This is a genomic window from Bacteroidota bacterium (assembly GCA_016711505.1).
Taxonomy (GTDB): Bacteria; Bacteroidota; Bacteroidia; order AKYH767-A; family 2013-40CM-41-45; genus JADKIH01.
Map to the genome: position 1 here is coordinate 157,429 of JADJSV010000003.1, position 26,455 is coordinate 183,883.

Annotated in this window: 21 protein-coding genes and 1 pseudogene; 13 read left to right on the forward strand and 9 right to left on the reverse strand. The window is 37.6% G+C overall.

From position 1 onward, the window contains the following. Positions 1 to 29: 29 nt before the first annotated feature. The 6 genes and pseudogenes from IPL24_06570 to ytxJ all read left to right on the forward strand — a co-directional run bounded on the left by IPL24_06570 (position 30) and on the right by ytxJ (position 6,513). Complete coding sequence (locus tag IPL24_06570; protein MBK8363350.1) at positions 30 to 761, forward strand: purine-nucleoside phosphorylase; 732 nt, start codon at positions 30 to 32, stop codon at positions 759 to 761. Positions 762 to 850: 89 nt separating this feature from the next. Continuing rightward, positions 851 to 2,014 (forward strand): aminotransferase class V-fold PLP-dependent enzyme, encoded by a 1,164-nt coding sequence (locus IPL24_06575; protein MBK8363351.1) that lies wholly within the window; start codon positions 851 to 853, stop codon positions 2,012 to 2,014. 192 nt (positions 2,015 to 2,206) lie between these two features. Continuing rightward, positions 2,207 to 3,176, forward strand: a pseudogene (locus IPL24_06580) (glycosyltransferase family 2 protein). Beyond that, positions 3,163 to 3,969, forward strand: coding sequence for a class I SAM-dependent methyltransferase (locus IPL24_06585; GenBank protein ID MBK8363352.1), 807 nt, complete (start codon positions 3,163 to 3,165; stop codon positions 3,967 to 3,969). The pseudogene IPL24_06580 and the gene IPL24_06585 overlap by 14 nt, the downstream one beginning before the upstream one ends. Positions 3,970 to 3,983: 14 nt before the next feature. Next, positions 3,984 to 5,936, forward strand: a complete 1,953-nt coding sequence (locus IPL24_06590) for a hypothetical protein (GenBank protein ID MBK8363353.1) — start codon at positions 3,984 to 3,986, stop codon at positions 5,934 to 5,936. Between the two features lie 100 nt (positions 5,937 to 6,036). Beyond that, entirely contained in the window at positions 6,037 to 6,513 is a 477-nt protein-coding gene (gene ytxJ / locus IPL24_06595; GenBank protein ID MBK8363354.1) for a bacillithiol system redox-active protein YtxJ, read from the forward strand. Here ytxJ and IPL24_06600 read toward each other — a convergent pair. The 5 genes from IPL24_06600 to IPL24_06620 form a co-directional block, all read right to left on the reverse strand. Continuing rightward, positions 6,401 to 7,489, reverse strand: coding sequence for a mannose-1-phosphate guanylyltransferase (locus IPL24_06600; protein ID MBK8363355.1), 1,089 nt, complete (start codon positions 7,487 to 7,489; stop codon positions 6,401 to 6,403). The two genes, ytxJ and IPL24_06600, sit on opposite strands and share 113 nt — an antisense overlap. An 86-nt stretch (positions 7,490 to 7,575) precedes the next feature. After that, complete coding sequence (locus IPL24_06605) at positions 7,576 to 8,817, reverse strand: aminotransferase class I/II-fold pyridoxal phosphate-dependent enzyme (protein ID MBK8363356.1); 1,242 nt, start codon at positions 8,815 to 8,817, stop codon at positions 7,576 to 7,578. Between the two features lie 135 nt (positions 8,818 to 8,952). Further along, complete coding sequence (locus IPL24_06610; protein ID MBK8363357.1) at positions 8,953 to 9,609, reverse strand: SprT-like domain-containing protein; 657 nt, start codon at positions 9,607 to 9,609, stop codon at positions 8,953 to 8,955. Between the two features lie 45 nt (positions 9,610 to 9,654). After that, a complete protein-coding gene (gene feoB / locus IPL24_06615) occupies positions 9,655 to 11,781 on the reverse strand; it encodes a ferrous iron transport protein B (protein MBK8363358.1) in 2,127 nt (708 codons plus the stop codon). 18 nt (positions 11,782 to 11,799) lie between these two features. Beyond that, on the reverse strand, positions 11,800 to 12,036 hold the full coding sequence (locus IPL24_06620; GenBank protein MBK8363359.1) for a ferrous iron transport protein A: 237 nt from the start codon (positions 12,034 to 12,036) through the stop codon (positions 11,800 to 11,802). Between the two features lie 583 nt (positions 12,037 to 12,619). Here IPL24_06620 and IPL24_06625 point away from each other — a divergent pair. Together IPL24_06625 and IPL24_06630 are read left to right on the forward strand one after the other, a co-directional pair. Then, positions 12,620 to 13,360 carry an ABC transporter permease gene (locus tag IPL24_06625; GenBank protein ID MBK8363360.1) on the forward strand — a complete coding sequence of 247 codons (741 nt, stop codon included), beginning with the start codon at positions 12,620 to 12,622 and terminating at the stop codon, positions 13,358 to 13,360. Then, a complete protein-coding gene (locus tag IPL24_06630; protein MBK8363361.1) occupies positions 13,357 to 14,115 on the forward strand; it encodes an ATP-binding cassette domain-containing protein in 759 nt (252 codons plus the stop codon). Before IPL24_06625 ends, IPL24_06630 begins: the two co-directional genes overlap by 4 nt. A gap of 87 nt (positions 14,116 to 14,202) precedes the next feature. Here IPL24_06630 and IPL24_06635 read toward each other — a convergent pair whose 3' ends face one another. After that, the gene (locus IPL24_06635) at positions 14,203 to 16,023 is read right to left on the reverse strand and encodes a T9SS type A sorting domain-containing protein (GenBank protein MBK8363362.1); all 1,821 of its coding nucleotides are present in this window, start codon (positions 16,021 to 16,023) and stop codon (positions 14,203 to 14,205) included. Positions 16,024 to 16,167: 144 nt separating this feature from the next. On the opposite strand from IPL24_06635, the gene IPL24_06640 reads away from it, so the two are divergent. Next, entirely contained in the window at positions 16,168 to 17,937 is a 1,770-nt protein-coding gene (locus tag IPL24_06640; GenBank protein ID MBK8363363.1) for a T9SS type A sorting domain-containing protein, read from the forward strand. Positions 17,938 to 18,084: 147 nt separating this feature from the next. Here IPL24_06640 and IPL24_06645 read toward each other — a convergent pair whose 3' ends face one another. Together IPL24_06645 and gcvP are read right to left on the reverse strand one after the other, a co-directional pair. Further along, positions 18,085 to 19,830 (reverse strand): T9SS type A sorting domain-containing protein, encoded by a 1,746-nt coding sequence (locus tag IPL24_06645; GenBank protein ID MBK8363364.1) that lies wholly within the window; start codon positions 19,828 to 19,830, stop codon positions 18,085 to 18,087. 94 nt (positions 19,831 to 19,924) lie between these two features. Further along, the gene (gcvP, locus tag IPL24_06650; protein MBK8363365.1) at positions 19,925 to 22,786 is read right to left on the reverse strand and encodes an aminomethyl-transferring glycine dehydrogenase; all 2,862 of its coding nucleotides are present in this window, start codon (positions 22,784 to 22,786) and stop codon (positions 19,925 to 19,927) included. A 234-nt stretch (positions 22,787 to 23,020) separates the two neighbouring features. On the opposite strand from gcvP, the gene IPL24_06655 reads away from it, so the two are divergent. Genes IPL24_06655 through IPL24_06670 form a run of 4 tightly spaced genes read left to right on the forward strand, consistent with a single transcriptional unit; the run spans position 23,021 to position 25,152 of the window. Beyond that, positions 23,021 to 23,641 carry a hypothetical protein gene (locus IPL24_06655; GenBank protein ID MBK8363366.1) on the forward strand — a complete coding sequence of 207 codons (621 nt, stop codon included), beginning with the start codon at positions 23,021 to 23,023 and terminating at the stop codon, positions 23,639 to 23,641. Continuing rightward, complete coding sequence (locus tag IPL24_06660; protein ID MBK8363367.1) at positions 23,638 to 23,859, forward strand: hypothetical protein; 222 nt, start codon at positions 23,638 to 23,640, stop codon at positions 23,857 to 23,859. The genes IPL24_06655 and IPL24_06660 overlap by 4 nt, the downstream gene beginning before the upstream one ends. A gap of 10 nt (positions 23,860 to 23,869) precedes the next feature. After that, positions 23,870 to 24,730, forward strand: a complete 861-nt coding sequence (locus IPL24_06665) for a hypothetical protein (protein MBK8363368.1) — start codon at positions 23,870 to 23,872, stop codon at positions 24,728 to 24,730. Continuing rightward, positions 24,727 to 25,152 (forward strand): hypothetical protein, encoded by a 426-nt coding sequence (locus IPL24_06670; GenBank protein MBK8363369.1) that lies wholly within the window; start codon positions 24,727 to 24,729, stop codon positions 25,150 to 25,152. The genes IPL24_06665 and IPL24_06670 overlap by 4 nt, the downstream gene beginning before the upstream one ends. Here IPL24_06670 and hemL read toward each other — a convergent pair. Continuing rightward, positions 25,132 to 26,445, reverse strand: coding sequence for a glutamate-1-semialdehyde 2,1-aminomutase (hemL, locus tag IPL24_06675; GenBank protein ID MBK8363370.1), 1,314 nt, complete (start codon positions 26,443 to 26,445; stop codon positions 25,132 to 25,134). The two genes, IPL24_06670 and hemL, sit on opposite strands and share 21 nt — an antisense overlap. Between the last annotated feature and the right edge of the window lie 10 nt (positions 26,446 to 26,455).

The window sequence follows — 26,455 nt, forward strand, 5'->3', positions numbered from 1 at the left end:
CTTACTACTTACCACTTACCCAAAAAGAAATGAGTATACACATCGGAGCCCAGCCCAACCAAATCGCTAAAATTGTTTTTCTTGCCGGCGATCCTTTAAGAGCTAAACACATTGCTGAAAGTATGTTGACTGACGTACAGTTAGTGAGCAGTATCCGGAATGCATTTTATTTTACAGGGAATTATAAAGGTATTCCTGTCACAGTTGGAGCAAGCGGAATGGGATGTGCATCGATTGGAATTTATTCATACGAACTTTTTAATGAATACAATGTTGAATGTATCATTCGCATTGGAACAGCCGGAGCTTATACTGACAAGTTGAAAGTTTTTGATGTGATCAATGTTGATAAAGCATACAGTGAATCTACTTACGCTAAAGATGCATTTGAATTTACTCCCGATCATTTCGAACATCAGGGCGCAGCATTTAATTTAATTAATGAAACTGCGAAGCGAATGAACATGCCGGTTATTGCAGGAAACATTCATTCAAGTGATGTGTTTTACAGAAGCACTCAAGGTACTCCAAAAGTTGCAGCAGATAATAATTGTGTGGCAGTGGAAATGGAAGCATTTGCACTTTTTGCAAATGCCAGACATCTTAATAAAATGGCGGCAACTATTCTTACAATTTCAGATGTTATCCCAACAGGTGATTATATTTCATCAGATCAACGACAGAATTCTCTAAGCAAAATGACGGAGTTAGCTATGGAATCTGCTTTAGCTATTCAGGAGTATCTTGGTAAAAAAAAATAAAACACTAAGAGCACTAAGCTCACAATAAGTGCACGGAATTGTTCCGTGTTCTTATTGTGAACTTAGTGCTCTTAGTGTTAAAAGAAATTATGGATAATCTCAAAGATCTTTTCTATCTCAACCCCGAAATAACCTTCCTGAACTTCGGTTCCTATGGCGCCTGTCCAAAACCTATTTTTGAAGATCTGCAAAAATGGCAATCAGCCATGGAGCGTGACCCTGTACAATTTATAGCTGTCAGAAGTATAGAGAATCTTCGTACTTCCAGAGAAGCTCTTGCAGAATATATTCATTGCGATGCGGATGATCTGGTTTATACTCCCAATCCTTCGTATGCAATGAATGTAATTGCAAAAAGTTTTACGATGAAACCGGGCGATGAAATACTCTCGACAAATCTGGAGTATGGAGCGATGGACCGCACATGGAATTACTATTGCAAAAAGAGCGGCGCAAAATTTATTCGCAACGAAGTCAGTTTACCTGTTGTTTCGAAAGAAAAATTTAGCGAAGAATTCTGGAAAGGATATTCGAAAAACACAAAAGCAATTTTTATAAGTCAAATTACAAGTACTACTGCTTTAAAACTTCCGGTGGATGAAATCTGCTCAGAAGCAAAACGAAGAGGCTTGTTTACAATTGTGGATGGAGCTCATGTTCCCGGACATATTCCGCTTGACCTTTCTAAATTGGAAGTTGATGTTTATACCGGTGCCTGTCACAAGTGGATGATGACACCAAAAGGATCTTCCTTTCTCTTTGTAAAAAAGGAATTTCAGGATCAATTTGATCCTTTAGTGATCAGTTGGGGATATGAAAGTGATGCACCTTCGGAATCCCGGTTTATTGATTATCATCAGATGCAAGGAACCCGGGACTTTACCGCATTTCTGACAATTCCAAAGTCAATCGAATTCATGAAAGAAAATGATTGGCCAACGGTTGCAAAGCGTTGTTCTGAATTAGCGCGTCGAAATTATAACAAGTTCTGTAACCTCCTGAAGACTGAACCATTGTGCCCTATAGAAAATGATTTCCTAGGTCAAATGTGTTCGATTCCAATTAAGACAACAAAACCTTTAGTCCTGAAATCGCTTTTGTATGAAAAATACAGAATCGAAGTTCCGGTAATGGTCCATGGAAATTACACCTTTCTCCGTTATTCCATTCAGGCATTTAATGATCAGGATGATCTTGACAAATTATATTCTGCGCTGAAGGATATCCAAAGTTCAACCGATCTTCTTGGCTAACTATTTTGTAGGGCCAATGAACGAAAATTATTCGTGAACAATTAAATATGTTGCGTGAAATTTTTCAGTGTTTTTTTTCAATTTTCATGGGTATTTTTTACACTCCGCTATGTGAAAAATCTTTCAGATGCTTGTTGAACCATTTGATAAATTCCCTATTATGTGCATAATATTCAAAGCAATATTCTCCTGATGACTTCAAATAAAATTGAGCTTTCTGTTATAATTCCCTGCTATAACGAAGAGCTTGTCATTTCTGAAAGCTATAAAAGATTAACGGTAGTTTTAAAACAAACAGGAAAATCCTATGAATTATTATTCGTAAATGATGGGAGTGCTGATAAAACAGAAACTATTCTGGCTACACTTGCTGAAACAGACCCTGCCGTAAAAGTAATTTCATTCTCGAAAAATTTCGGACATCAGCCTGCTGTTTCTGCCGGATTAAAATATTGTGTGGGTGAACTTGCAGTTATTATCGATGCCGATCTTCAGGATCCACCTGAAGTAATTCTTGAAATGTTGCGGATACAAAATGAAGAAAAGGCAAATGTTGTTTATGGAGTAAGGAAACATCGTAAAGGTGAAAGCGCATTCAAATTATTAACTGCAAAAATATTTTATCGTCTTTTAAATCGAATGTCTGAAGTACAGATCCCGGTAGATACAGGTGATTTCCAGGTTGGTTGATAGAAATATCATAGATAATTTTAATAACCTGAAAGAGAAAAATAAATATATCCGCGGACTGATCAGTTGGTTTGGGTATAAGCAGGTTCCGGTTTATTACAACCGCGATGAACGTTTTGCCGGTGAAACAAAATTTCCCTTCAAGAAAATGTTCCGGTTCGCTACTAACAGTTTGTTGTATTTTTCAAGAAAGCCTCTGAAGATCGCTTCTGTTGTTGGTATGATCTGTATCGGACTTGGATTATTCTATTTGTTCCTGAATTTGTATTACTGGTTCTTCCATCTTAGAACAATGGTCACAGGCTGGACGTCATTGGTTGTTATTATTGTTTTCTTCGGAGGCATTCAACTTTTGACAATAGGAGTTTTAGGACAGTATATTGGTATTTTATTTGACGAAATTAAAGACAGACCTGAGTTTCTGGTCAGCAGAACAATCAATACAGAAAAATTGAAAGATGACAAAAAGTAATATTGATACTAATGCCAATGAACGGGAGTTTTATAACGACTGGGCAGAAAAGGTAGATGTAAGTAAGATAAAAGTTGAAAAGTTTTTTGAATCTTCAACCTGTCCGGAAAACAGATACCTGATGACGGGTATGGATAAGATCAAAGACTCATTGATACTTGATCTGGGCTGCGGCGCTGGTGAAAACAGTGTCTATTTTACTTTGAAAGGTGCGAATTGTATTGCCACAGATTATTCTGATGGAATGTTGCATGTTGTCGACGAACTGGCTGCCCGATATAATGTGAAGGTTAAAACACAGGTAGTGGATGCAATGAATATTCCTTACCCTGATAATACTTTCGATTACGTTTATATAGCAAATACACTGCATCATGTTGATTTTGATAAATGCACAAATGAGATCTACCGTGTGCTAAAACCAGGTGGTAAAATGTTGTCATGGGATCCGTTAAAACACAATCCTATAATCAATATTTACCGACGGATGGCTACAAAAGTGAGAACAGAAGATGAAAGTCCTTTGAATATAAATGTTGTCGATAAACTGAAAAAGAATTTTTCTTCTGTACAATATGATACATTCTGGTTTGCAACTTTATGGATCTTCATCCGCTTTTACCTGATTGAAAAAGTTCATCCAAATGATGAGCCTTACTGGAAGAAAATTATTTCTGATGAAGAACGGATAAGAAGCAGATACTTGAGACTGGAAAAATTTGACAGGTTTTTCAAAAAAATTCCTTTCATGAAAAGATTTGCATGGAATATAGCAATCATTGCAACTAAATGATCTGTTGTAGTTAAATGATAAACAACAAAGATTCAATAATTCAAAGAACTGCGATCATCGGTTTATTAACCTTGCTCACATTCGCTTTGTATTTTTTCAGAATGCAAGGGTTTGGATTATATGAAGATGATTATTCTTTCGTTGGTTCATTTATTGGTCTTCCAGGTTCTGATATTTATTTAAATACAATCAATTGCCTTAGAGAAATGCCTCAAGGTCGTCCATTGGCTTTTCTTTTCCCGGCAATCGTTACCTATTTTGGTGTAAATCTGACCGACGATTTAATTATTGTTTATTCGATCGGCGCATTGTTCTGCGCGGCAAATGCTTTTTTTGTTTATTCTATCCTTAGAAACTGGATAAGTCTTCCAAGTGCTTTAATAGGAGCGCTGTTATTTTTGTTAAGCCCTTCTGATACCACGAAAATACTTCTTACTCATAATCTCATTCTTCAGCCAAGTTTATTTTGTGCGCTTCTCGGAATCATATTTTATACAAAGTCAAATCGATTATATCTTTTTCCGGCTTACCTCTTCGGTGCAATGACTTTATTGTTTTATGAATCCGGAATTCTGGTATTTCTTTTCGCACCGTTTTTTGTAATTAATAATAAAAATAGTTTTATAAAACGATTGTTAGTGCATATCACCTTGATTGCTTTAACAATTATTTGTCTATACTTAATACGCGCAAGTCAGGGTGAATCCAGAGTAAACGACCTGATTGCAGGAAGTAAACTTGAGCTCATCTTCAGAATTCTTACCGGACCATTTATTGGAATTGGTGGTTCATTGGCAGCGATGACATATGGTACTCTAAAAGGAATTCAAAAAGCTCTTGTCATTGAGATCGTCCCGATCATTATTGCAGGCATTGGTTTAACTTTTTGGCTGCTGAAATATTTTTTAAAAGCCGGGAGGAGTGCTGAGTTGAATAGTGTTATAGTTGTTGTCCCTGAATTCCTTCAACGCATCTTTAAAAACAATAGAATTCTACCTTTAAAAATAAAAGAACTATTTGCAGAAAATAATTTTTCTATTCGCTATCCGGCATATATTCTTTTTGTGGGCGCATTGATGATTCCGGCAGCTTATCTACTGGCATTTACGCATTATCCTCCAATTACACTATCAGGCAGACTGACTTCTGTTCATCTTCCATCGACAGTAGCATGGGCAGTTTTTTTAGGAGGACTTATTGAATTTTTATTGACATCTGAGATCAGACGCAACTTAAAATCATTGATTGTATCAATGATTGGCGTTGTATTAATTTTGTGGAGTTCATATGCGGTTTATATTCAGGATGGATATTATACAGTATGGCAGGGACAAAAAATATTCTGGAAAGAAGTCACAACGTTGACACCTGACATGAACAAAAATGCGACAGTGGTATTTGATAAAAACATCGTTGATTATTCAAGAACCTGGTGCTTTGGCCGAAACATAATAGGAGGAGCTGATTGGTCGTTGCCAACCGCCTTCAGTATGTATATGGGTAATCAGTTTGAATTGAATAGGCCGGTAGTCATTAAATCAATAGAAGAATTGATCTGGCAGAAATCAGATGATAAGATCCGGTTCTTTAATGTCTCACTACCGACATGGGGAGTATGGACTGAATTGGATACAGCACAAACAATTTTCTTTTCAATGAATGAAGAAGGAGATTTACAGAGAGTTCAAAAAATGTCTGTATACAATTATCAGTTGCCCATTTACTATACAACTATTGATGGATTAACTTATGCAAAACCATCCACTGAATTGCCTCCTAACGTTATATCAGGTTATTATCATGTTCGGGGAAATCAACCCGAATATTTTGAGGAAAAGGGTCATAGCGGTGATTATATTGACATTCAATTTGAGAAAATGTCTTATACAACAAATTTATCATCATTTAAACCCAATGGTTGCCTTAAAACTTTCATGGAAACCGGCAAATTCGGTTTAAAGAAATAGCGATGGTCTGTTTTTTTATTGGTTGGGAAGGAATGTGCCCGAACCATCTCCTAAATCATCTCTCACAATTTAGCCTTGAAATAAAGTGAACTGGAATTATATTACCTCTATCGAAAACTTAAATCAATTACACGAAGTTTCTAATACCAAATCAATCCTGATATTCAAACATAGCACAGCTTGCAATATCAGCTCAATGGTATTGAACAGAATTGAATCCAAGTGGAAAAATGAATATTCTGAATCGATCATCCCTTATTTTCTGGATCTGATTTCCTATAAGTCAATCTCGAACGAAATTTCAAACAGATATCAGGTCATTCACGAATCCCCCCAGGTTCTTATTATCCAGAATGGAATAAGTGTCTATGATGAATCACATAATGGAATCAGAATGGATGCAATTTTAGAAAATTTAAAAAGAAAAACCAAAAGGAAGTTTCTCCACTTTTCTTTTCATATTATTAAACATACTTCTCCCCCTTCTTCAACTTCACATCATTCACCAGATTCCGAACTCCTTGTTCATCATCTTTCGGACAGATCAGTAACACATTGTCTGTTTCAACGACAATGAAATTTTCCAAACCCTGAATTACTGCAAGTTTGTTGTTTGACATATTTACAATACAGTTTTTGGTGTTGTCGACCATAACATGCGGACCTACAATTGCATTTCCATTTGTGTCATGTGGAAGTTGTTCGTATAGTGATTTCCATGTCCCTAGATCACTCCAGCCAAATTCTGCACTTAGTACATATACATTTTTTGCTTTCTCTAAAATCCCGTAATCGATTGAAATGTTTTTGCATTGTGTGTATGCATTTTTAATGTATTCAGCTTCACCGGGAGTGTTCAGCATTTCTTTTCCTTCCTGAAACAATGCATACATATCGGGCATCAGGTCTTCAAAAGCTTTCAAAATAGTTTTTGCATTCCATAAAAAGATTCCGGCATTCCATAAAAATTCTCCGCTCTTCAGAAAGAATTTCGCCATTTCCAGGTTTGGTTTCTCTGTAAAAGTCTTCACCTTGCTGATCTTGAATTCTTCTGTGCTCTCGTCGCCGTTGAATTGTATGTAACCATAGCCGGTATCAGGGCGACTCGGGTGAATACCGATCGTTAGCAGTGAACTATTATTAGCTGTGAAATCTAATCCTTTTAATACTGCCTCGTGAAATTTTTTCTCATCGGTGATCACATGATCGGAAGGTGCAATAATCAGATTTGCATCCGGATTTATACTGAAGATCTTCATACTTGCATATGCAATGCATGGTGAAGTATTTCTTCTTTGCGGTTCTGCCAACACCTGATTTTTATTCAGCTCAGGGATTTGACTGTAGACATGATCAAGATATGCCTCATTCGTTACGATGTAAATATTTTCTTTCGGACAAACACTTAGAAAACGTTCATACGTTTGGCGGATAAGTGTTTTACCCGTTCCTAAAATGTCAATGAATTGCTTCGGGAAATTGTTACGACTCATGGGCCAGAAACGACTGCCAATGCCGCCGGCCATGATGATACAGTAATTGTTTTTCATCAGAAATTTTGTTACAAACTTGTCTTTTAGTAAAGGTCTATTCGATAACGATAGGTTGTAACTGTTAGTGGATTAATTAATATTTACTCTTAAGAAAGCGCGCTCAGTGCCTTTTTTAAGTTTCCGAAAACCTCAGGAATTTCTTCTTTCGTACATGTGCCAACAGATAACCGATACCATGGTGAATCATCTGATGAGCCGAATGCAGAGAATGGAACGACAGCAAGTTTTGCTTCGTCAAGAATATATTGCGTCACATCTTTTTGGGTTGTTAAAGTTTTTCCGCTTGCACTTTTCTTTCCTTTCAGATTCAGATTTATGGTAAGATAAATTGCTGCTTGCGGAGAAATTGCATCCACATTATATCCGGATTTTTTCAAAGAAATGAATCCATCATAAAATCCATGAAGTCTTTCATCAATAGCTTGCTTGAATTGTCCAAGGAAAGTATTCAATGCATTTTTATTTTTCAGATAATCAGCTGTAGCAATTTGTTCTGCTTTCGGAGCCCAGGCTCCTACATGAGAAAGTATCGCTTTCATCTTGTCGATGATAACACGCGGACCAAATGACCAGCCTACACGTACACCAGTTGCAGCAAGTGACTTCGAAATCCCGTCAATGAAAATTGTGTATTCACGCATTTCAGGACGAAGAGAAATCGGATCGTAATGCTTTGTTTGGCCGTAAGTCAATACCCAATAGATCTGATCATACATCAGATACAATGGTTTTGCACCCGGACCGCGACGTTTATTTTCTGCAATGATCATGTCGCAGATCTCTGCAAGCTGTGATTCGCCGAAAACTGTACCTGTCGGATTCAAAGGGGAACACAATGCAATCATCGTCGCTTCTTTGATATGCGGACGAAGATCGTCGGCAGAAGGCATAAAATTATTTTCAGGACGCGTCTCGACAAAAATTGGTTTCACACGCGACAAATGACAGTAATGATTATTGTTCCATGATGGTACCGGAAAAATTACTGATTCACCGGGATTCAATAAGGTGATGTATGTAGCATAAATAAGCGGACGTGCACCTCCTGAAATAAGAATCTCATCAGCTGAATAATTCAATCCTTGACGTTCTTTCAGAAATTCAGCAACTTCTTTACGCAGATCAACCATGCCGTTTGCAGCCGGATAATTTGTGTGTTTGTTTTCGTAGGCTTTTATTATCGCATCATTTAACTCAGATGGAATAGGAAAAATCTTTGGGTCAAAATCGCCGATCGTATAATTGTAGATCCTTTCGCCGTTTCGAATTTTTTCGTTGATCTCAGCAGCTAGTTTAATGATCTCTGAACCAATTAATGTTTCAGCCATTTCTGAAACCATATGCTGCTCGCTCTGCATTAATGCGCTGTCCGACATTGGAATTCTGTTTACGTATGTTCACAAATGTATTAATATCTTCTGACTTTTTAACTATGAAAAGGGAATAATAGCCTTAAAATTCAACTATTTCCCGGTTTCCCTGACATTGTTTTCAATCTGAATAACCTCGGCCAGTCCACTTACATAATATTGTCGGTTGGTATTCACTTCCAGACAACGAAATCTGGTCCGCATTTTTTCACCTTTTTGAAAGATCATTCCCGAACGAGATTGATAAAGTGCGAATCTGGAATTTGCTGATAGTTCTTCCAGATGAAAAACTTCCTGACTTCCATTTTTAACATCATATTTTTTTAAAGTCCTGAAAAGATTGTGATCGCTACAACTTGTCGCTGCAGGATTTTTAAGGTAGGAGGAAAGTGCAGTTGAAATGTCGTCGGGAAAAACTCTTCTTACAACAAAATTACCCAGCAAATTTCTGAATTCGTTTTTCCATTCTCTCCCATGAGGTTCATGACGAAATGGATATTTTGTAAATGTATGCAGGTGCGCTACCTCATGAACAAAGGTGATCAGAAACGCATATTTGTTCAGATCGTGATTAACAGAAATATGATGTCCCTTTCCTCTTTCCAGAGGTTTGTAATCACCAAATTTTGATGCACGCCCCCGTGTAATTTTTAAATGGATATTTTTCTGAATGATCCACGAGGTACATTCATCAACTGTTTCATGAGGAATATAATTCGATAATACAGCAGCAATTTTCTCCCGGGACATATTGTGATCAAAAATAATTTTAATTAATCCGGACGAAGATAAATATTATTTCAACAATTGATATGCAATCAAACTTGCTATATACGCCATACCGCTCATGTATAAAATTTGTATCAATGGGTATTTGATTTTTCTGGTCTCTCGGAATACTATGGCCACTGTACTGATACATTGCATGGCAAAAGCATAGAATAACATCAAAGAAATCCCTACAGCAAAAGTATACTTTGGTCCGCCCGTTTCAGGATCAATTTCGTTCCGCATTTTTTCTTTCACAGTCATCTTACTGCTGGCTTCGTCGCCGACACTGTATATCGTAGACATTGTTCCAACAAAAACTTCTCTTGCTGCAAATGAAGTTATTAAAGCGACTCCAATTTTCCAGTCATAACCCAGTGGTTTGATTATGGGTTCTATAATATGCCCTAATCTTCCGGCATATGAATTCTCCAGTTTTTCACTCTGGATCTGACGGTCAATTTCTTCTTTCGGCATAGACCGCGTATATGTTTCTGACATGTACTTCTCTTCGATTCTTTCGAATGAATCTGAAGGACCAAAGGATGAAAGAAACCAGAGAATAATGGAAACAGATACAATTACTTTCCCTGCTTCAAATAAAAAGACCTTAACTTTTTCAGCAATGTGTATTCCAATTGTTGACCAACGGGGAATTCTATAGGTTGGTAATTCCATTACGAAATAACTTTTCTCTTTGCTGTTGATGATATGCTTCATTACCCACGCAGCCAAAAGTGCTGCTACAAAACCAATCAAGTACATCAGCATGAGGACTAAGCCCTGTAAATTCACTCCATAGATGTAATCACTTGGAATGATCAGTGCAATCAGCAATGTATATACCGGAAGACGTGCAGAACAACTCATCAATGGTGTGACCATGATGGTAATCAATCGTTCTTTCCAATTCGAAATTGTTCGTGTCGACATAATTGCAGGAACTGCACAGGCAACACCACTCATCAATGGAATCAGTGATTTACCATTTAATCCGAATTTCCGCATGAGCTGATCCATCAGAAAACTAACACGCGACATGTAACCGGTATCTTCAAGTACTGCAACAAAGAAAAACAGTAATGCAATTTGTGGAACGAATACTACGATGCCATTTAAGCCGGCTAATATTCCATCAACTAAAAGATCATTTATCAAACCCGGAGGTAGAGAGCTCTGAACTTGTTCACTCAGCCATGCAAATGCTGAATCTATCAGATCCATTGGATAAATTGCCCATGCAAAGATTGCCTGGAAGACCAGAAAAAGGACGGCAAGAAAAATAAAATATCCCCAGAAGCGATGTGTCAGAATATTATCAATCCGGAATGAAGGTGATTTCTGAATCGGGTTTTCAGGAGATGAAATGAACTCTTGCATGATCGTACTGATCACACGATATCGTTCAAGAGTCTCTTTGGCCTGCATCTGCTGACCATTGAATTCATATTGTGCACAAACTGCACGTATCTTTTCTTTCTTGAATTCAGGAATTTCGAAGTTCGATATAAGATCGAGATTGTTTGCTACAAGAAATGCATTGTAATTACTTTTTACGTTTACTGTTTGCCGGATTGTATCAACTACTTCAGGAGCGAAAACCCTGATGTCAATGAAATCATTGACGGGTGGATTGAACGGTTGAACAATTGCAAGTTTCAATTCCTTTAATCCTTCAAGTTTCCTGGCGTTCATTGCAACGATAGGAACTCCAAGTCGCTCAGACAATTTTTCAAAGTTGATATTGATCTTCTTGAAACGAACAATATCCATCATGTTGATTACAAGAATGACAGGAATTTTCAAATCAACTAATTGCGAACACAGAAATAAATTTCTTTTTAGATTCGCTCCATCGGCTACAACTATAGTAAGATCAGGATGCGCTTCATTTTGTGGGTCACACAACAGTTGAAATGGAATTCTCTCTTCAGGCGATTTCGGATATAAGGAGTAAGTGCCGGGAAGGTCAATGATCTCCGCGTCTACCGTATTTCCAAATTTGTCACGCAGTGATGTGTAACCAATTTTCTTTTCAACGGTTACTCCGGGAAAGTTTGCAACCTTCTGATTTAATCCTGTGAGTGCATTAAAAACAGATGACTTCCCACTGTTGGGATTTCCTACTAAAGCTATTTTTATCTTTTTTGTCACAGAGGATCTTCAATAAACTTAATTAGTTTTGATACGGACCGTCGCAGCTTCCGCCTTTCTTAGACTTAACATATAGCCGGCTACTGAAATGGCGATCGGATCTCCCAAGGGAGCGATCCTGATCACTTCAATCATTTCACCCGGAATGCAGCCCATTTCCAACAATTTGAGGGATAATTCATAATCAGTAAATGAGTCAATCAAGCCTTTTTGGCCTTTTTTCAACTCAGAAAGCAATCTGATAGTCGTCCCCATTTCCTTATTAAGAATCATTTTAAACAAGCGGTCAAAAGTATTCCTTATTTTCTAATAACAAGCGGATTTTTGTCATTAATAAACGAAAAACATCAAATATAAAACACTGAAAATCAATAGTTAATTTGAAGTTGTCCAAATTTTTCCGGAAATAAAAAGGAAAGCACAAAAACGATTGCAGCTTGAATGAGTTAATTTCTTGTCAGGAACTCTTTTCAACTGACTTTTCTGTTCGTTTTCCGAAAGAAGGACAATCACACTTTTTCTTGAAAATGAAACAACCGCTGCTACCAAATGAAATTGCAAAGATCATAAGACAAAATAAAAAACGGTTTTTATTTCTGTTGAAGGTCATAGTAGTATTGTGAATTGTAAAGGTAACGAATAGTAGCTGTTTAAATTTAAAATAATTCAATGACTGGCTCACTTTATTGACAATCGTCGCTTCCATGGTTGTTCAATCTCGAATCTCGAACTACTACTCTCGGATTACCACATTCTAACAACTTTGTTGGTATTCTCCTCATTACACAACTTTAAGAGAACGATTCGCGGGACATTTTTATTATTTTTACAGCCACTTATGAATTGGCTTTTTCACTTAGGAAGGTATTGGATCTTTATGAAAGATCTGATCATTAAACCGGAAAAATTTTCCATCTATTGGAAGCAACTGATACGCGAACTAGATAATTTCGGATACGGTTCACTAGGCATTGTTGCACTTACTTCTGTCTTTATGGGAGCAGTAATTACAATTCAAACTGTTTACAATCTTGTCAACCCACTGGTACCATTATCAGCAGTAGGTATTGTAGCCCGCGATTCAATTATTCTGGAATTCTCTCCGACTATGATGTCGCTTGTATTAGCAGGAAAGATCGGGTCAAGTATTGCATCAGAGATCGGAACAATGCGTGTTACTGAACAGATCGATGCTTTGGAAATTATGGGGATAAACTCTTCCGCTTATCTGGTCTTGCCAAAGATCCTTGCAGCAATGTTCATCTTTCCTTTTGTGGTACTCATCTCTATGTTTCTTGGAATTGCCGGCGGCTGGATCGCAGGTGTACTTGCAGGAGTGGTTAGTTCTGCTGATTATGTGAAAGGTATTCAGGATTCTTTCGTACCATTCAATATTGTTTTTGCATTGATCAAAACAATAACATTCGCTTATATCATCACAACTGTATCTGCTTACCATGGATACCATACTGAAGGTGGTGCATTGGAAGTTGGACAATCAAGTACAAGCGCTGTTGTATACAGCAGCATCCTCATTCTGATCTTTGACTATCTGCTTACTCAATTAATTCTGACATGATAGAGATCAAGGAAATTTCAAAGAGCTTTAATGGTCGTCAGATCTTAAAAGGTGTTTCTACTACTTTCGAAACAGGACATGTAAATCTTGTGATAGGCGGGAGTGGAAGCGGGAAAACAGTTTTGATGAAATCGATGGTAGGTTTAGTTGAAATTGATGGCGGTGAAATCTGGTACGATGAAAAAATATTCAGCAACCTCGAAAGAAAAGAAAGAAAACCTTTTCGTCAGGAAATTGGAATGGTATTTCAAGGCGGAGCTTTATTTGATTCTCTGAATGTCGAGAAAAATGTGATGTTTCCTCTCAACATGTTCACAAAAATGTCGCTGGAAGAAAAAAGGGAACGTGTTCACTTTTGTCTTAAACGTGTAAATCTTGTCAATGTAGAGAAACTCACACCTTCTGAATTATCAGGTGGAATGAAAAAACGTGTAGCGATTGCACGCGCTATTGCACCAAGTCCTAAATATCTTTTTTGCGATGAACCCAATTCAGGACTAGACCCGCAGACATCTATTGTCATAGATAATCTGATAAAGGAAATCACTGAAGAATTCAATATCACTACAATTGTAAATACTCATGATATGAATTCTGTTTTAGAGATCGGTGATAAAATTTTGTATGTGCACAAAGGCGAAAAATGGTGGGAAGGGACAAGTGAAGATATCCTCAAAACTGACAATAAAGAATTAAACGATTTTATTTTCGCAAGTAAGTTGGCGAAGAATATTAAGAAGACGGGACTTATATAGTGAGTAGTAAGTGGTGAGTAGTAAGTAGCACTGGTTACTTAATTGAAAACTGTATGCAATTTAGTTACTAGTGCTACTTACTACTTACTACTTACCATTTATGAGTACAACTCTCTCATTCACCACATCATCTCCCGCAATAAATTGAATTGTGTAATTACCTGATTTTAGATTTGACAGATCAATTGTTTCTTCTGAGAATGATTTAAATGAAAGTGATTTTACTACACTGCCCAGGGCATTGACTACATTCACGTAAACTGTTCCATCTTTTCCGGAGTTAATGATTTTTATATTTCCGTTTGTTGGATTTGGGTAGACTGAAAAATATTTTCCTTTATCAGTTTGCGATACACTTACGAGTGTTGACGATGGATTATTTAATCGTAAAATAAAAACTGCCTGCAAAATATTTCCTACATCGATCCATCCACTGCTACCATTGAAGAATCCTTTTCCCGGTGTGAAAATGTTATTCGCAACTCCTAATGATAAATAATTCGTGTCAACTTGATTTACGCCCAGAAAATAATCTCCACTTGTAACATTGATCGGTGGAACGAATGGCAATGTTAACATTAATCCATTGCCGCCAATTGTATCGTTGGCAGTTATCTCATAGGCAACTGAGCTTTGAACACTTGCTGAATCAGGCAACCCGCTTGTCATTGAAAAAAGTGAAAGAGATACACTATCACCAACTACAGGACTTTCTAAGTAGAAAGTTCCTGACGTTACCTGCGAAGACTGATAGATATGATAAACTTGTCCGAGAACACCCTTGTTACCGTTAAATCCTGAACCTCCTGGAATATAACTTGACCCATTTATAGCAGTGTAATCACGTGCATTGATTGAATCGTTGACGATCACAAACGCTTCTGCAGTATCATTTGAAGTAAAACTATCACCTGGAATACTTACAATCTGTTCGATAACATAAAATCCTGTATCTGTCGGTGCGTATGCTCCGGCACTTGTCAGAATTGCCGATGTATCACCGGGATTTATAGTCGATGAAATAGTTGCAGCATCAGTATAAACCTGTCCACTTGAATTATAAACATTAAACGTAAGTGTTCCCGAAGAAATAGCGCTACTGCCTTTATTGATGACACGTCCACTCAGATTGAACGCTGTTGTATTTAATAATGATATGATGCTGTATTCTCCGCCGAAGGCTAAAGGTTGCGCTGCAGCATCGATTGCAGAGATCTCTGAAATACTCACATCGTCGATCATCCATGAGTAACCGCAGCCGGCGAGTATGTTGATCGTGCTTGGACTATAAAACTGAAATCTGATCCATACAGTAGATTGGTTTCCTGCAACGGAAGATATATCGATACTTACGATGTCCGGATTCAATGCGGGATTGTTGCCATTGTATTCATTGATCAGCAGATTACCGTTCACTTCAAAGCGAGTCCAGTTTGTACTATCTGAACTCACATAAATATAAGTCGAGTCATAATAACGTGCATAGTATTGCGAGAATTCAAGTTTGACACTTGGGTTACCGCTCAGATCAATCGGATTGGCATTTGTCAGATTACCAATTTGATTTCCTGAACAAATAGAATCAGAATCGAATTTTGCAAAACCATTTCCTGCTGTTGCTGACTGGATAATATTTATCGCTGCTGCACCGGCCGGACCGGTAAGTCCGATTACCCAGTCACCATCGGTACCCGGCTCATGAGTCAATACCCAGTTTGCAGATGATGAAAAATCATCGGACCATAAAATTGCATTTGTAGATGCAGTTGAATGTGTCAGGTGTGACTTTTGAGTTGTTTTTAATCTACTACCTAAAGTTTTCCCTTGTTTATTCCTCATCTGGAATTGTCCAAATGCAGTAACATTAATTAAAAATGTCAGAATAGCGATAGTATATAATTTCTTCATTTTCCTAAGGTTAGAATTTACTACTTACAAAGTTAATATTTTTGGTAAGATTTTCGTCATGTATCATATTTCGAAAACTTTAAAGGTATATTTGTTTCGTTCTGGTTCGTCTGATTTATTATTGCTAAACTAAAATTAATCAAATTGAAAAAAATTACGTTATCAGTTTTTATATTGTTGTCATTAGCTTTTGCAATTGCAAAAGGAGGACAAACAACACTTATTTCAGGATTTGATAGTAAGTCTGAAATCAAGACTATTGGCAAAACGAATTCCCGACAGATTCCCGAAATTTCTGCAAGAATGGGACTTCAGACAAATCAGACGAACATTGCATTCTATACCGAAGATTTTTCAGGAGGAATTCCTTCTGCCTGGTCTAATGTTGACGTTGCGGGTAACGGGGTAATATGGACAGCAACCACCACTGGTGCTGCAAATACAGACACTCTTTCTACATTAGGTACCAGTGCAGCTAATGGTTACATTATATTTGATTCCGATGGAGCCGGCTCTGGAGCCGGTCCCTCAAATGGTGTTCTCACTTCTTCTGCAATTGATTGTTCCGGAAAACCATTTATTGTACTTGGGTTGAATGAGTATTTCTTTCAATATGCATCTAGCACAGGAGTAATTTCTGTAAGTAACGATAGTACAAACTGGACTGAAATTTATCATGCTGAGGCCGGTTTACTTAATAATGAGGCAACAGATAACCCCAATGCAATAGATTTCGACATCTCTGCAGTTGCAGGAAATCAAGCTACTGTTTATATACGTTTTGAATATACCGGTAACTGGGAATTCTATTGGATGATCGATGATCTTACTCTTTCTGAGCCTCCGAGTGTTAATGCTTCAATCGTAAATATTCCCTTTGAATTTACAGGTTGTTCGTTAAGCGCAACGTATCCTGTTACAGTTGAAATTAAAAACCTGGGTTCAACTCCTATGACAAATTTCGATATAACTTATATAGCTGATGGCGGGATTCCGGTTACTGAGATTTTCTCAGGTACGATCAACTTTTACGAATCTGCTCTTTATACCTTTACTTCAAATGCAGATTTTTCTACTGCAGGTTACCATCAGATTGATGCATATATAGGGATTGCAGGTGATGCTGATCTTACGAACGATACACTATCCAATGCTTCAATTTCTTATAATAGTATAGATCTTACTTCAGGTCCTTATACAATGGGTTTTGAAAGTTCTGAAGACTTTACTGCTTACACAATTGCATATCCGGATGGTAATTCAGGAACTTTCGACATCTCTCCCTTTTACACGCATTCAGGTTCTGCTTGTCTTCGTAAAGTAGAAACAATTGTTCCTGACGATAAATGGGTATTTACTCAGTGTGTTGACATTCTTAGCGGTGGAACTCATACTCTGACTTATTACTACAAGAACTTTGATCTTACGGATATGTGCAGGCTTGAAACATACATCGGCGCTTCTAATTCTGTTGCTGACATGACAACATTAATCGTTCAGGATCCTCTTCCGGTTGATACTGGTTATCAGCAATCTTCCAGTGTGATTTCTGTTCCTCCCGGAACTTATACAATCGGTTTTCACTTCTATAGTACTGCCGGAACAAGTTCATTATTTATAGATGATATCAGTATTGACTTCAACAATAGAATCAACGAAAATATCGCTGCTCCTTTGATAAGTGTTTATCCCAATCCAACCAATGGTAAAGTGAACATTCAGAATAAGAATACGGATTACAAGAACTTCACAGTTTCTGTAATCAATTCGATAGGATCAGTTGTTATTGTTAAAAATTTCGAATCACTAAGTGATGAAACTATCGACCTCTCCGGCCATCCTGCAGGAATCTATTTAGTGAAAGTTCAATCAGCTTCAACTACTGTAAGTGAATCAATTGTATTGATTGAATAATTAAACACAAGTCCACTAAAATTTGTCACAAGTGCACTAATGAAAAAAGCATTACTTGTGTCCCGGTAACTAGCGCATTGGCGTCAACTTAATCCACAAAAAAAGGCCACCTGATTCAGGTGGCCTTTTTAAAATCTTACTATAAAATTATTTTGTGAGATTCACGATTTGAGTGTTAACACCTTTATCGTTGATCACTTTAACAACATACTGTCCTGCTGCTTGATTGCTTAGATCAATCATTTCAGCAGATAGTTGACCGAATTTCTTAGCGAAAACTGTCTGTCCAAGTGCATTGATAACTTCAACACTGAAAGTAGCTGAATTAACAGTGCTATTTAAATAGATCAATCCTGTTGATGGATTTGGATAAATAACTGTTTTGCCTGCAAGAATGTTATTGATACCAACACCTGATGCTCCTGTAATGTTAATGTCATCAATTCTCAATCCAACAAGTGAATCACTATTGTAAGCATGGAAACCGAAATAGTATGTACCTGAAGTTGGAACTGTGATCTGAGCTGTTCCCGGTAAATATGCTAGATTAGAAACCAGAACCGCAGGAGATATAACCTGAGAAATCGCTGAGCTATTCTGAGCCGTTGCTAATACTACACGCATGTTAGTCGGAGTAGATGTACTTGTAGCACGGTAGAAATATGTCAGATCGTAAACCATTGTATCGATCAATTCGAAACAAGTTGTGAAAAGATAATCATCTGCAACAGGAGCAGAAATTCTTGCACAAAGGTCGCCTGCATGTGGTAAAACATTTGAAAGATCCCATGAGATAGAATCATTGTTGAAATCTTCAATAAAGAAACCTGACAGGTCATCAGACAATTCAAATCCATTTGAATATCCAGGAGTTCCAGGAACGCTGTGTGGACCTGTAAAGAATGCTCCATTGATAGTGTCATTAGATTGTGTTGTATCACCTAATACAGTAATGAAAGCCTGAATCGTGTGAGCTCCCGGAGCTGAAAAATCAGCTGTTGCTGAGAACAAATACGATAGAGTTGCTCCCGGTAGAATTGTTGTTGTAACTGTTTCTAATTGCGGAGCGCCGTTATCAGCGATAAACGAAATGTCGAATTGAGTAATGTCTGTTCCACCATTGTTATAGATAGAAATTTCGATCGGTTCTGTAGTTGATAATAGTGAACAACTGTTTGAAGGAGAAGTAATGCTCGTTAAGAAAGCATCTGTTCCTTCTTGCTCATAAAGTGTAATGTCATCAACCATCCAGTAGTAATCATAATCACCGGTAAAGTTGAATTTAATGTAAACAGTTACCTGGTTAGCCGCAAGTGCAGTGATATCGATATCAATTGCTGTCGGATTTGGAGTAACATCATTTTGTGCCATTCCTGCTGCTGCATCAAATACCTGAGTCCAGGTTGAACCATCTGTACTTACTGATACAGTTGCTGTTTCAGCGTAATGCGCGAATAATTCATTGAAGAATAAATGTACGTTGCTGTGAGCTGAACAATCAATTGCATCTGTGATCAGATCCGCATCTTCACCACCAACACTGCCATTAGAAGCATCACTATCATAAATCATGTAGCCATTTGCTGCTGATGTATTTGTGTGGCTTAATGAATCAAATCCCGGATAACTTCCTTGATTTGCAATTCCGGTTGTTGTGTAACTCCAGTTTACGCCATTACCGGCATTATCAAGAGCTTGCCATCCTGAAGGAAGTCCTGAAGCGAAATCTTCATAGAAGAAAGGTGTTATCGCTTGTGTTTGATTTTGATTTGCTACTTTTTGAACAGCTTTCGTCGTTTTATTCACATGTCTTTTGCCATTGTTTGTGGTAGCAAATACTGAGAACGAACAAAGTATCAATGAAAGTAAAGCAATACGAGTATAGTTTTTCATGCTTCTTATTTGTTTGTTTATTTGGTTTTAGGGACTCAAATGTATGATTAAATCTATATTTCTCAAAGATTCATATGGTTAAAAAAAAAGAGGCTTATATAGCCTCTTCTAAGTATGATTCAATTGGTGGACAAGCGCACACCAGATTACGGTCGCCGTAGGCATTATCAGCTCTGCCAACTGTTGGCCAGAATTTGTGATGACCCACGTAAGGCAATGGAAAAGCTGCTTTTTTGCGTGAATAAGCGTGGTTCCAGGCGTCTGAACAGATCACATGCATCGTATGCGGTGCATTTTTCAATACATTGTCTTTCTTATCTGATATGCCTTTTTCTATCTCTTCAATTTCTGTTCGGATCTGAATCATGGCCTCACAAAAACGATCCAACTCACTTTTTGGTTCACTTTCGGTTGGTTCTATCATGATCGTTCCGGGAACAGGGAAGGACATAGTAGGAGCATGGAAGCCGTAATCCATCAGCCTTTTGGCGATATCTTCCACTTCAATTCCTGCAGATAATTTGAATGGTCTGCAGTCAATGATCATTTCATGTGCAATCCGATTCGCTGAACCTACATATAGAACAGGGTAGTAGGGTTCTAATTTTGCTTTAATATAATTCGCATTCAGAATGGCATATTTTGTTGCATCTGTAACACCTTTTCCGCCCAGCATTTTAATGTAAGCGTAGGAGATCAACAATATACTCGCACTTCCCCATGGTGCTGCAGAAACAGCATGCGTACTTCCACCCATTTTAACTAATGGATGCGAAGGAAGGAAAGGGATCAAATGTTTCGCAACTCCGATCGGGCCCATTCCCGGACCGCCGCCGCCGTGTGGAATAGCAAATGTCTTATGTAAATTCAAATGACAAACATCGGCACCAATTGTCGCCGGATTAGTCAATCCAACCTGTGCATTCATATTTGCACCATCCATGTAAACCTGTCCGCCATTATCATGAATGATCTTTGTGATCTCTTTAATGCCTTCTTCAAATACTCCATGAGTCGATGGATAGGTAACCATCAGACAAGATAGATTTGCTTTATTTGCTTCAGCTTTTTGTCTGAGATCAAGCAAGTCTATATTTCCATGATCATCCGTTTTTACAACGATCACTTTCATTCCTGCCATGACTGCACTCGCAGGATTTGTTCCGTGAGCCGATTGAGGGATCAATGAAATGTTCCGGTGATGATCGCCACGACTCTGATGATACGCTCTGATCACCATCAATCCTGCATATTCTCCCTGTGCTCCTGAATTTGGCTGCAAAGACATTGCAGCAAATCCTGTGATCTCGCAAAGATAATTTTCAAGTGTAGTTATGATTTCTTTATAACCGGCAGTCTGATCTTCCGGTGCAAAGGGATGAATGGAATTCCATTCCGGCCAGCTGACAGGAATCATTTCACTCGTTGCATTTAATTTCATTGTGCAACTTCCAAGTGCAATCATCGAATGATTCAATGAAAGATCTTTATTCTCCAATGAAGTTATATAACGTAACATTTCTGTTTCAGAATGATGCGTATTAAAAACCGGATGTGTCAGATAAGAACTTGCTCGTTGAAGTGAAGCCGGAATATGAGATGATGAATTGCTTACAAGTTTTTCATTACTATTCTTTGATTTTGTCAGTACTGAAAAAATTGTGTTCAATTCTTCATCGCCTGTAGTTTCATCAATGCTGATTGAAAAAGTAGTGTTGTCAATGTATCTGAAATTGATCTTCGCAGCAATTGCATTTGTTCTTACTTTCTCAAGGTCTGATCCGGCATTCAAAACAATTGTATCGAAAAAAGTTTTGTGTGATAAAGTATAGCCGGCTTTCATAGCACTCTCTGCTAATCTGCTTGCATTGGAATGAATACTTTCTGCAATTGATTTCAATCCTTGCGGGCCATGATATACAGCATACATACTGGCCATTACAGCTAACAATACCTGGGCTGTACAGATATTTGATGTTGCTTTATCACGACGAATATGTTGTTCGCGGGTTTGTAAAGCCATTCTCAAAGCACGATTTCCCTGTGCATCGATAGAAACACCAATGATCCTTCCTGGCATTTCTCTTTTATACGAATCCTTGGCTGCAAAAAATGCCGCATGTGGGCCGCCAAATCCAAGTGGAACTCCGAATCTTTGTGAATTTCCAAATACAACATCAGCTCCCCATTCACCCGGAGGTGTTAATAATGTTAAAGCCATCAGATCAGAAGCCACTGCAATCTGGATTCCATATGATTTTGCCTTAGCTGTCCATTCTTTGTAATCAGTAATGTTTCCTTCTGCATCCGGATATTGAATGATTGCACCAAAGAATCCACTATCTGAATTTATTGTATCACTTTTAGCAATGACCAGCTCAATTCCCAATGGAGCAGAGCGGGTCTTGAGTACATCAATTGTCTGCGGAAAACAATTCGCTGATACAAACAGTTTGTTTGCTCCGCTTTGAACCTGTTCTTTTGTTCGTCCTGCATAAAACATGTGCATGGCCTCAGCAGCTGCAGTTGCTTCATCAAGTAGTGATGCATTTGTAATTTCCATTCCGGTAAGGTCAAGAACCATTGTCTGATAATTCAACAATGCTTCTAACCGGCCCTGAGAGATCTCTGCCTGATAAGGTGTATAGGCAGTATACCATCCCGGATTTTCAAAAACGTTTCTTAAAACAACTCCCGGAGTGATAGTATTATAATAACCCAAACCAATGTGTGAGCCAAACACTTGATTTTTAGAAGCTACATTTCTCAATTCTTTTAAAAAACGGTATTCTTCCTGTCCTTCCGGCAGATTTAAATTGTTTTTCAGGCGAATACTTTGTGGAACAGTCTGCGAAATCAGTTCATCAAGATTGTTCACACCGATGTCTTTCAACATCTGAATTGTATCATCACCATTGGGACCGATATGACGATTAGAAAACTCTGAATTTGACATAGTTTGGGGTAATTATGTTTGAGGCGCAAAGGTACGATGATTTAACATAAAAAAAACGACGAATGTTTGCTGTTGAAAAAAAAACCGAAGGCCTTGCCAATTCATCAATCTTGTTGAGCAGATTTGTTACTTGTCATTCAGATGCAATAACTTGAGTCTTCACCTACTTCCTTTGCCAAAAAATCGAAAGTAATTAAGACTTTTATTGTATTTTTGAAACTAATAAAAATGCTAATGTTCAGATTCAGTATAGTTTTCTTTCTCCTTATTTCAACATTTTGTAACGCTCAGGATACTCTGGTATTGATCACGGGAAAGATCATTCCTGTGAAATCTGTCGACTTAAGCGATTATACTATTACCTATAGAACCATAGACGGTACTAAATTAAAAACGATAGATCCTGCCCGGGTCTTCTCCATTAAATATGCAAATGGTGCTGAGAGAGTAATTTTCCAAACAGACTCTCTTGACCCGATTGATTTTAGTGAAGATGAAATGCGCCGGTTTATCAAAGGAGAACAAGATGCACGCGAATTTTACAGAAACAATACTGTGCGTTATACCAGTTTATTGGTCGGAGGAGTTTCTTCTCTTGGTGCAATCTATGGCTTACCGGGTCCATTGTTATATGCAACTGTGATTGGTGGATATTCGCCAAATCTGAAAAAGCGACTAAGCTTTGATCTAAGCGGAAATGCTCTTGAAAAAGCAGGATTATCTTCAGGAAAATTCTTAATAGTTCTACGGGAAATGTTCAGAATCCTGTTTTTGAAAAAAATTCAGAACTCAAAATTGAAAGAAAGAAATTTATTTTCGCTGAAAATACTACACTCGATTCTGCAGTATCAATGATAAATTCTGATTTCAAAAAACATCGTGTTCATGCCATAAATCAGAATAATCAACTGAAGCTTTTCCGTTCAAGTGATGACAGAAACCTTGATGATGAAATTTATCGTGAAGGATTTGAAAAACGTTCGAGAGATTACAAGATCCGTAACGCCCTCATCGGGGGATTGATCGGATATGTTGTTGGCGGAATTACACTGACGGTGATATTCAATAATTGAGTTTACACAGGTGAAAGAAATATTTAAACGATTTCTTCAGATACTGGTTTTCCGGAATTATTTTATTGCTATTTGTGCATCTGCAATGATATTTGCAACGGATGTTCTGAATAATAGTCCGGTCCGATTTACACACTACAATATTTTCATAACATGTACTACTTTTTTGTTGTACAATTTCCACACTTACTCATTCAAACTTGACTATTCTAATTTTGGAAATCTCTATCATTCATATCTGAAATTGAAGATTTCTATTTCGGAACAAATTTTATTTACCCTTATAACAATCATTGCTATTGTCAATGTTTTCTTTCTTTCTGAGAAAGTCGTTCTATGGCTATTTCCTTTTGGAGTACTGTCACTTTTATTTTCAATTCCGTTGTGGGGAATCAAAAGAAAATTCAGGATAAGAGAATCTCTTTTTGTTAAAATGCCTTTGCTTGCAGCGGTCTGGTCGGTAACTACTGTCATTATTCCGCTGGTTGACCAGAATATTGACCCTGCATCTCCGTTTGTAATTCAACAAACGGTCTGTCGTTTTATTTTTGTCTTTATCTTATATATTCCCTTTGAAATAAGAGATATGGAAATTGATAAAAGTGAAAATATTAAAACAATTCCATCCGTTTTTGGTGTTGGAAAAACAAAAATATCAGGAGCACTTCTGGTCGCTCTCGAAATTATAATTCACCATTTAATGCCTGTCAGTACTCTTGCCATCTATGCCTTAGATCTGTCTTCGCTTATTGCTCTTGCATATATTTTTGTCAGAGTGCAGGACAGAGAAAGTTATTTCTACAAATTATTTGTAGACGGTACTATGATATTACGCTTTATTTTTCTTTATTTTGCTTATTCAATGATATGAAAAATTATAGCCACGAAACATTTGAGCATTTGGTTCTTCTCGTCAGAAAGGATGACGATATGGATCGTGAATGGTTGTTAAATAATGACCATCGGGAATTAGTAGAATTCTGGGATGCAATTGATGGAATGGAAAATTCTTTTAAATGGTTGTTGAAAAATGATTTCAGACAACTTGCTGCAACAGTAGATGCATATAATGGAAATGATAAAGCAAAACTTTTCCTGATAAAAAGTGGTAACAGAGAACTTGCTGCTTTTATATCTGCATGCGATGGCAATCAATCTGCAATCGCATATCTTTCAAAGACTGATCATAAAGGCTGGCTTCTACTTGCAAAAGAAATTTTTGACAAAGAAGCAAAGAAGGAAAAGAAAGGAATCTGGAGTACTCTGTTCAATTTAGGAAACCCGTTCCGTTGATGTTGTAAAGATCTTTGTAAGTGAATTACAGATCTTTTTTGCTGCAGCATCTAAAATCTCTTCGCTATGTGCGGAGGAAACGAATCCGACTTCATAGCCTGATGGCCCCAGATAAACTCCGCTTTCAAGAAGGTCACTGTGCATTTCACGGAAAAATTTCATGCTCTCACTTTCAATATCTGTGGAAGTCCGTACAAATTCTTTGTCTGTAAATGCAAACCAGAAAATTGAACCAATCCTGAAGATCTTAAACAAGTAATTATTTTTACTTGCAAAATCATTGATAGATTGAACAAATTTTTCTGTTTTTGAATTCAGGTTTTTGTAGAAATCCGGTTGAAGACAGATTTTCAACTGAGCTATACCAGCATTCATTGCAACAGGATTTCCTGAAAGTGTTCCTGCCTGATATACATTCCCATCGGGAGAAATATGTGACATGATTTCTTTACTTGCACCATAAGCACCAACAGGCATACCGCCGCCAATGATTTTTCCATAGGTGATAATGTCAGGCTGAATTCCATAATAACCCGCAGCACCTTCAAAACCAACTCTGAATCCGGAGATCACTTCGTCAAAGATCAGAAGAATATCATTTTTCTTTGTAATGTCTCTGAGGAATTGAAGATATTCTTTGTCCTGTAAGATCAATCCATTGTTAGCAGGTATTGGTTCAATAATAATAGCTGCTATATCTTCTTTGTAATCTGAAATTGCAATCTCCACTGCTCTGCGATCGTTCAAAGGCAAAACCATAGTGTCTTTAGAAACAGCTTCCGTTACTCCGGCCGAAGATGAAATTCCAAAAGTAGAAAGTCCGCTGCCGGCATTCACCAAAAGTGAATCAACATGGCCATGATAACAGCCATCAAATTTTATTATCACCGATTTACCTGTTACACCACGCGCTAATCTTAATGCAGACATTACAGCTTCTGTTCCTGACGATACGAAACGAATCTTTTCAATGAACCGGTTATTAGAAAGGATCAATTCCGCAAGTTCATTTTCTTTTCTGGTCGGAGCGCCGAATGTTGTTCCTGAACTTACTGCATCAATTATTGCCTCTCGTACAGCGGAGTTGTTATGACCGTTGATCAACGGGCCCCATGATCCGCAAAAATCAATGAACTTATTACCATCAGCATCCCAGATATGACATCCATCACCCTTTTCAATAAACAGAGGTGTGCCGCCAACAGATCTAAATGCTCTGACAGGTGAATTTACTCCGCCGGGAAAATATTGTTTAGCCTTTTCGAAGAGGGATTCTGATTTTTCGCGTTTCATAAGTTCATCT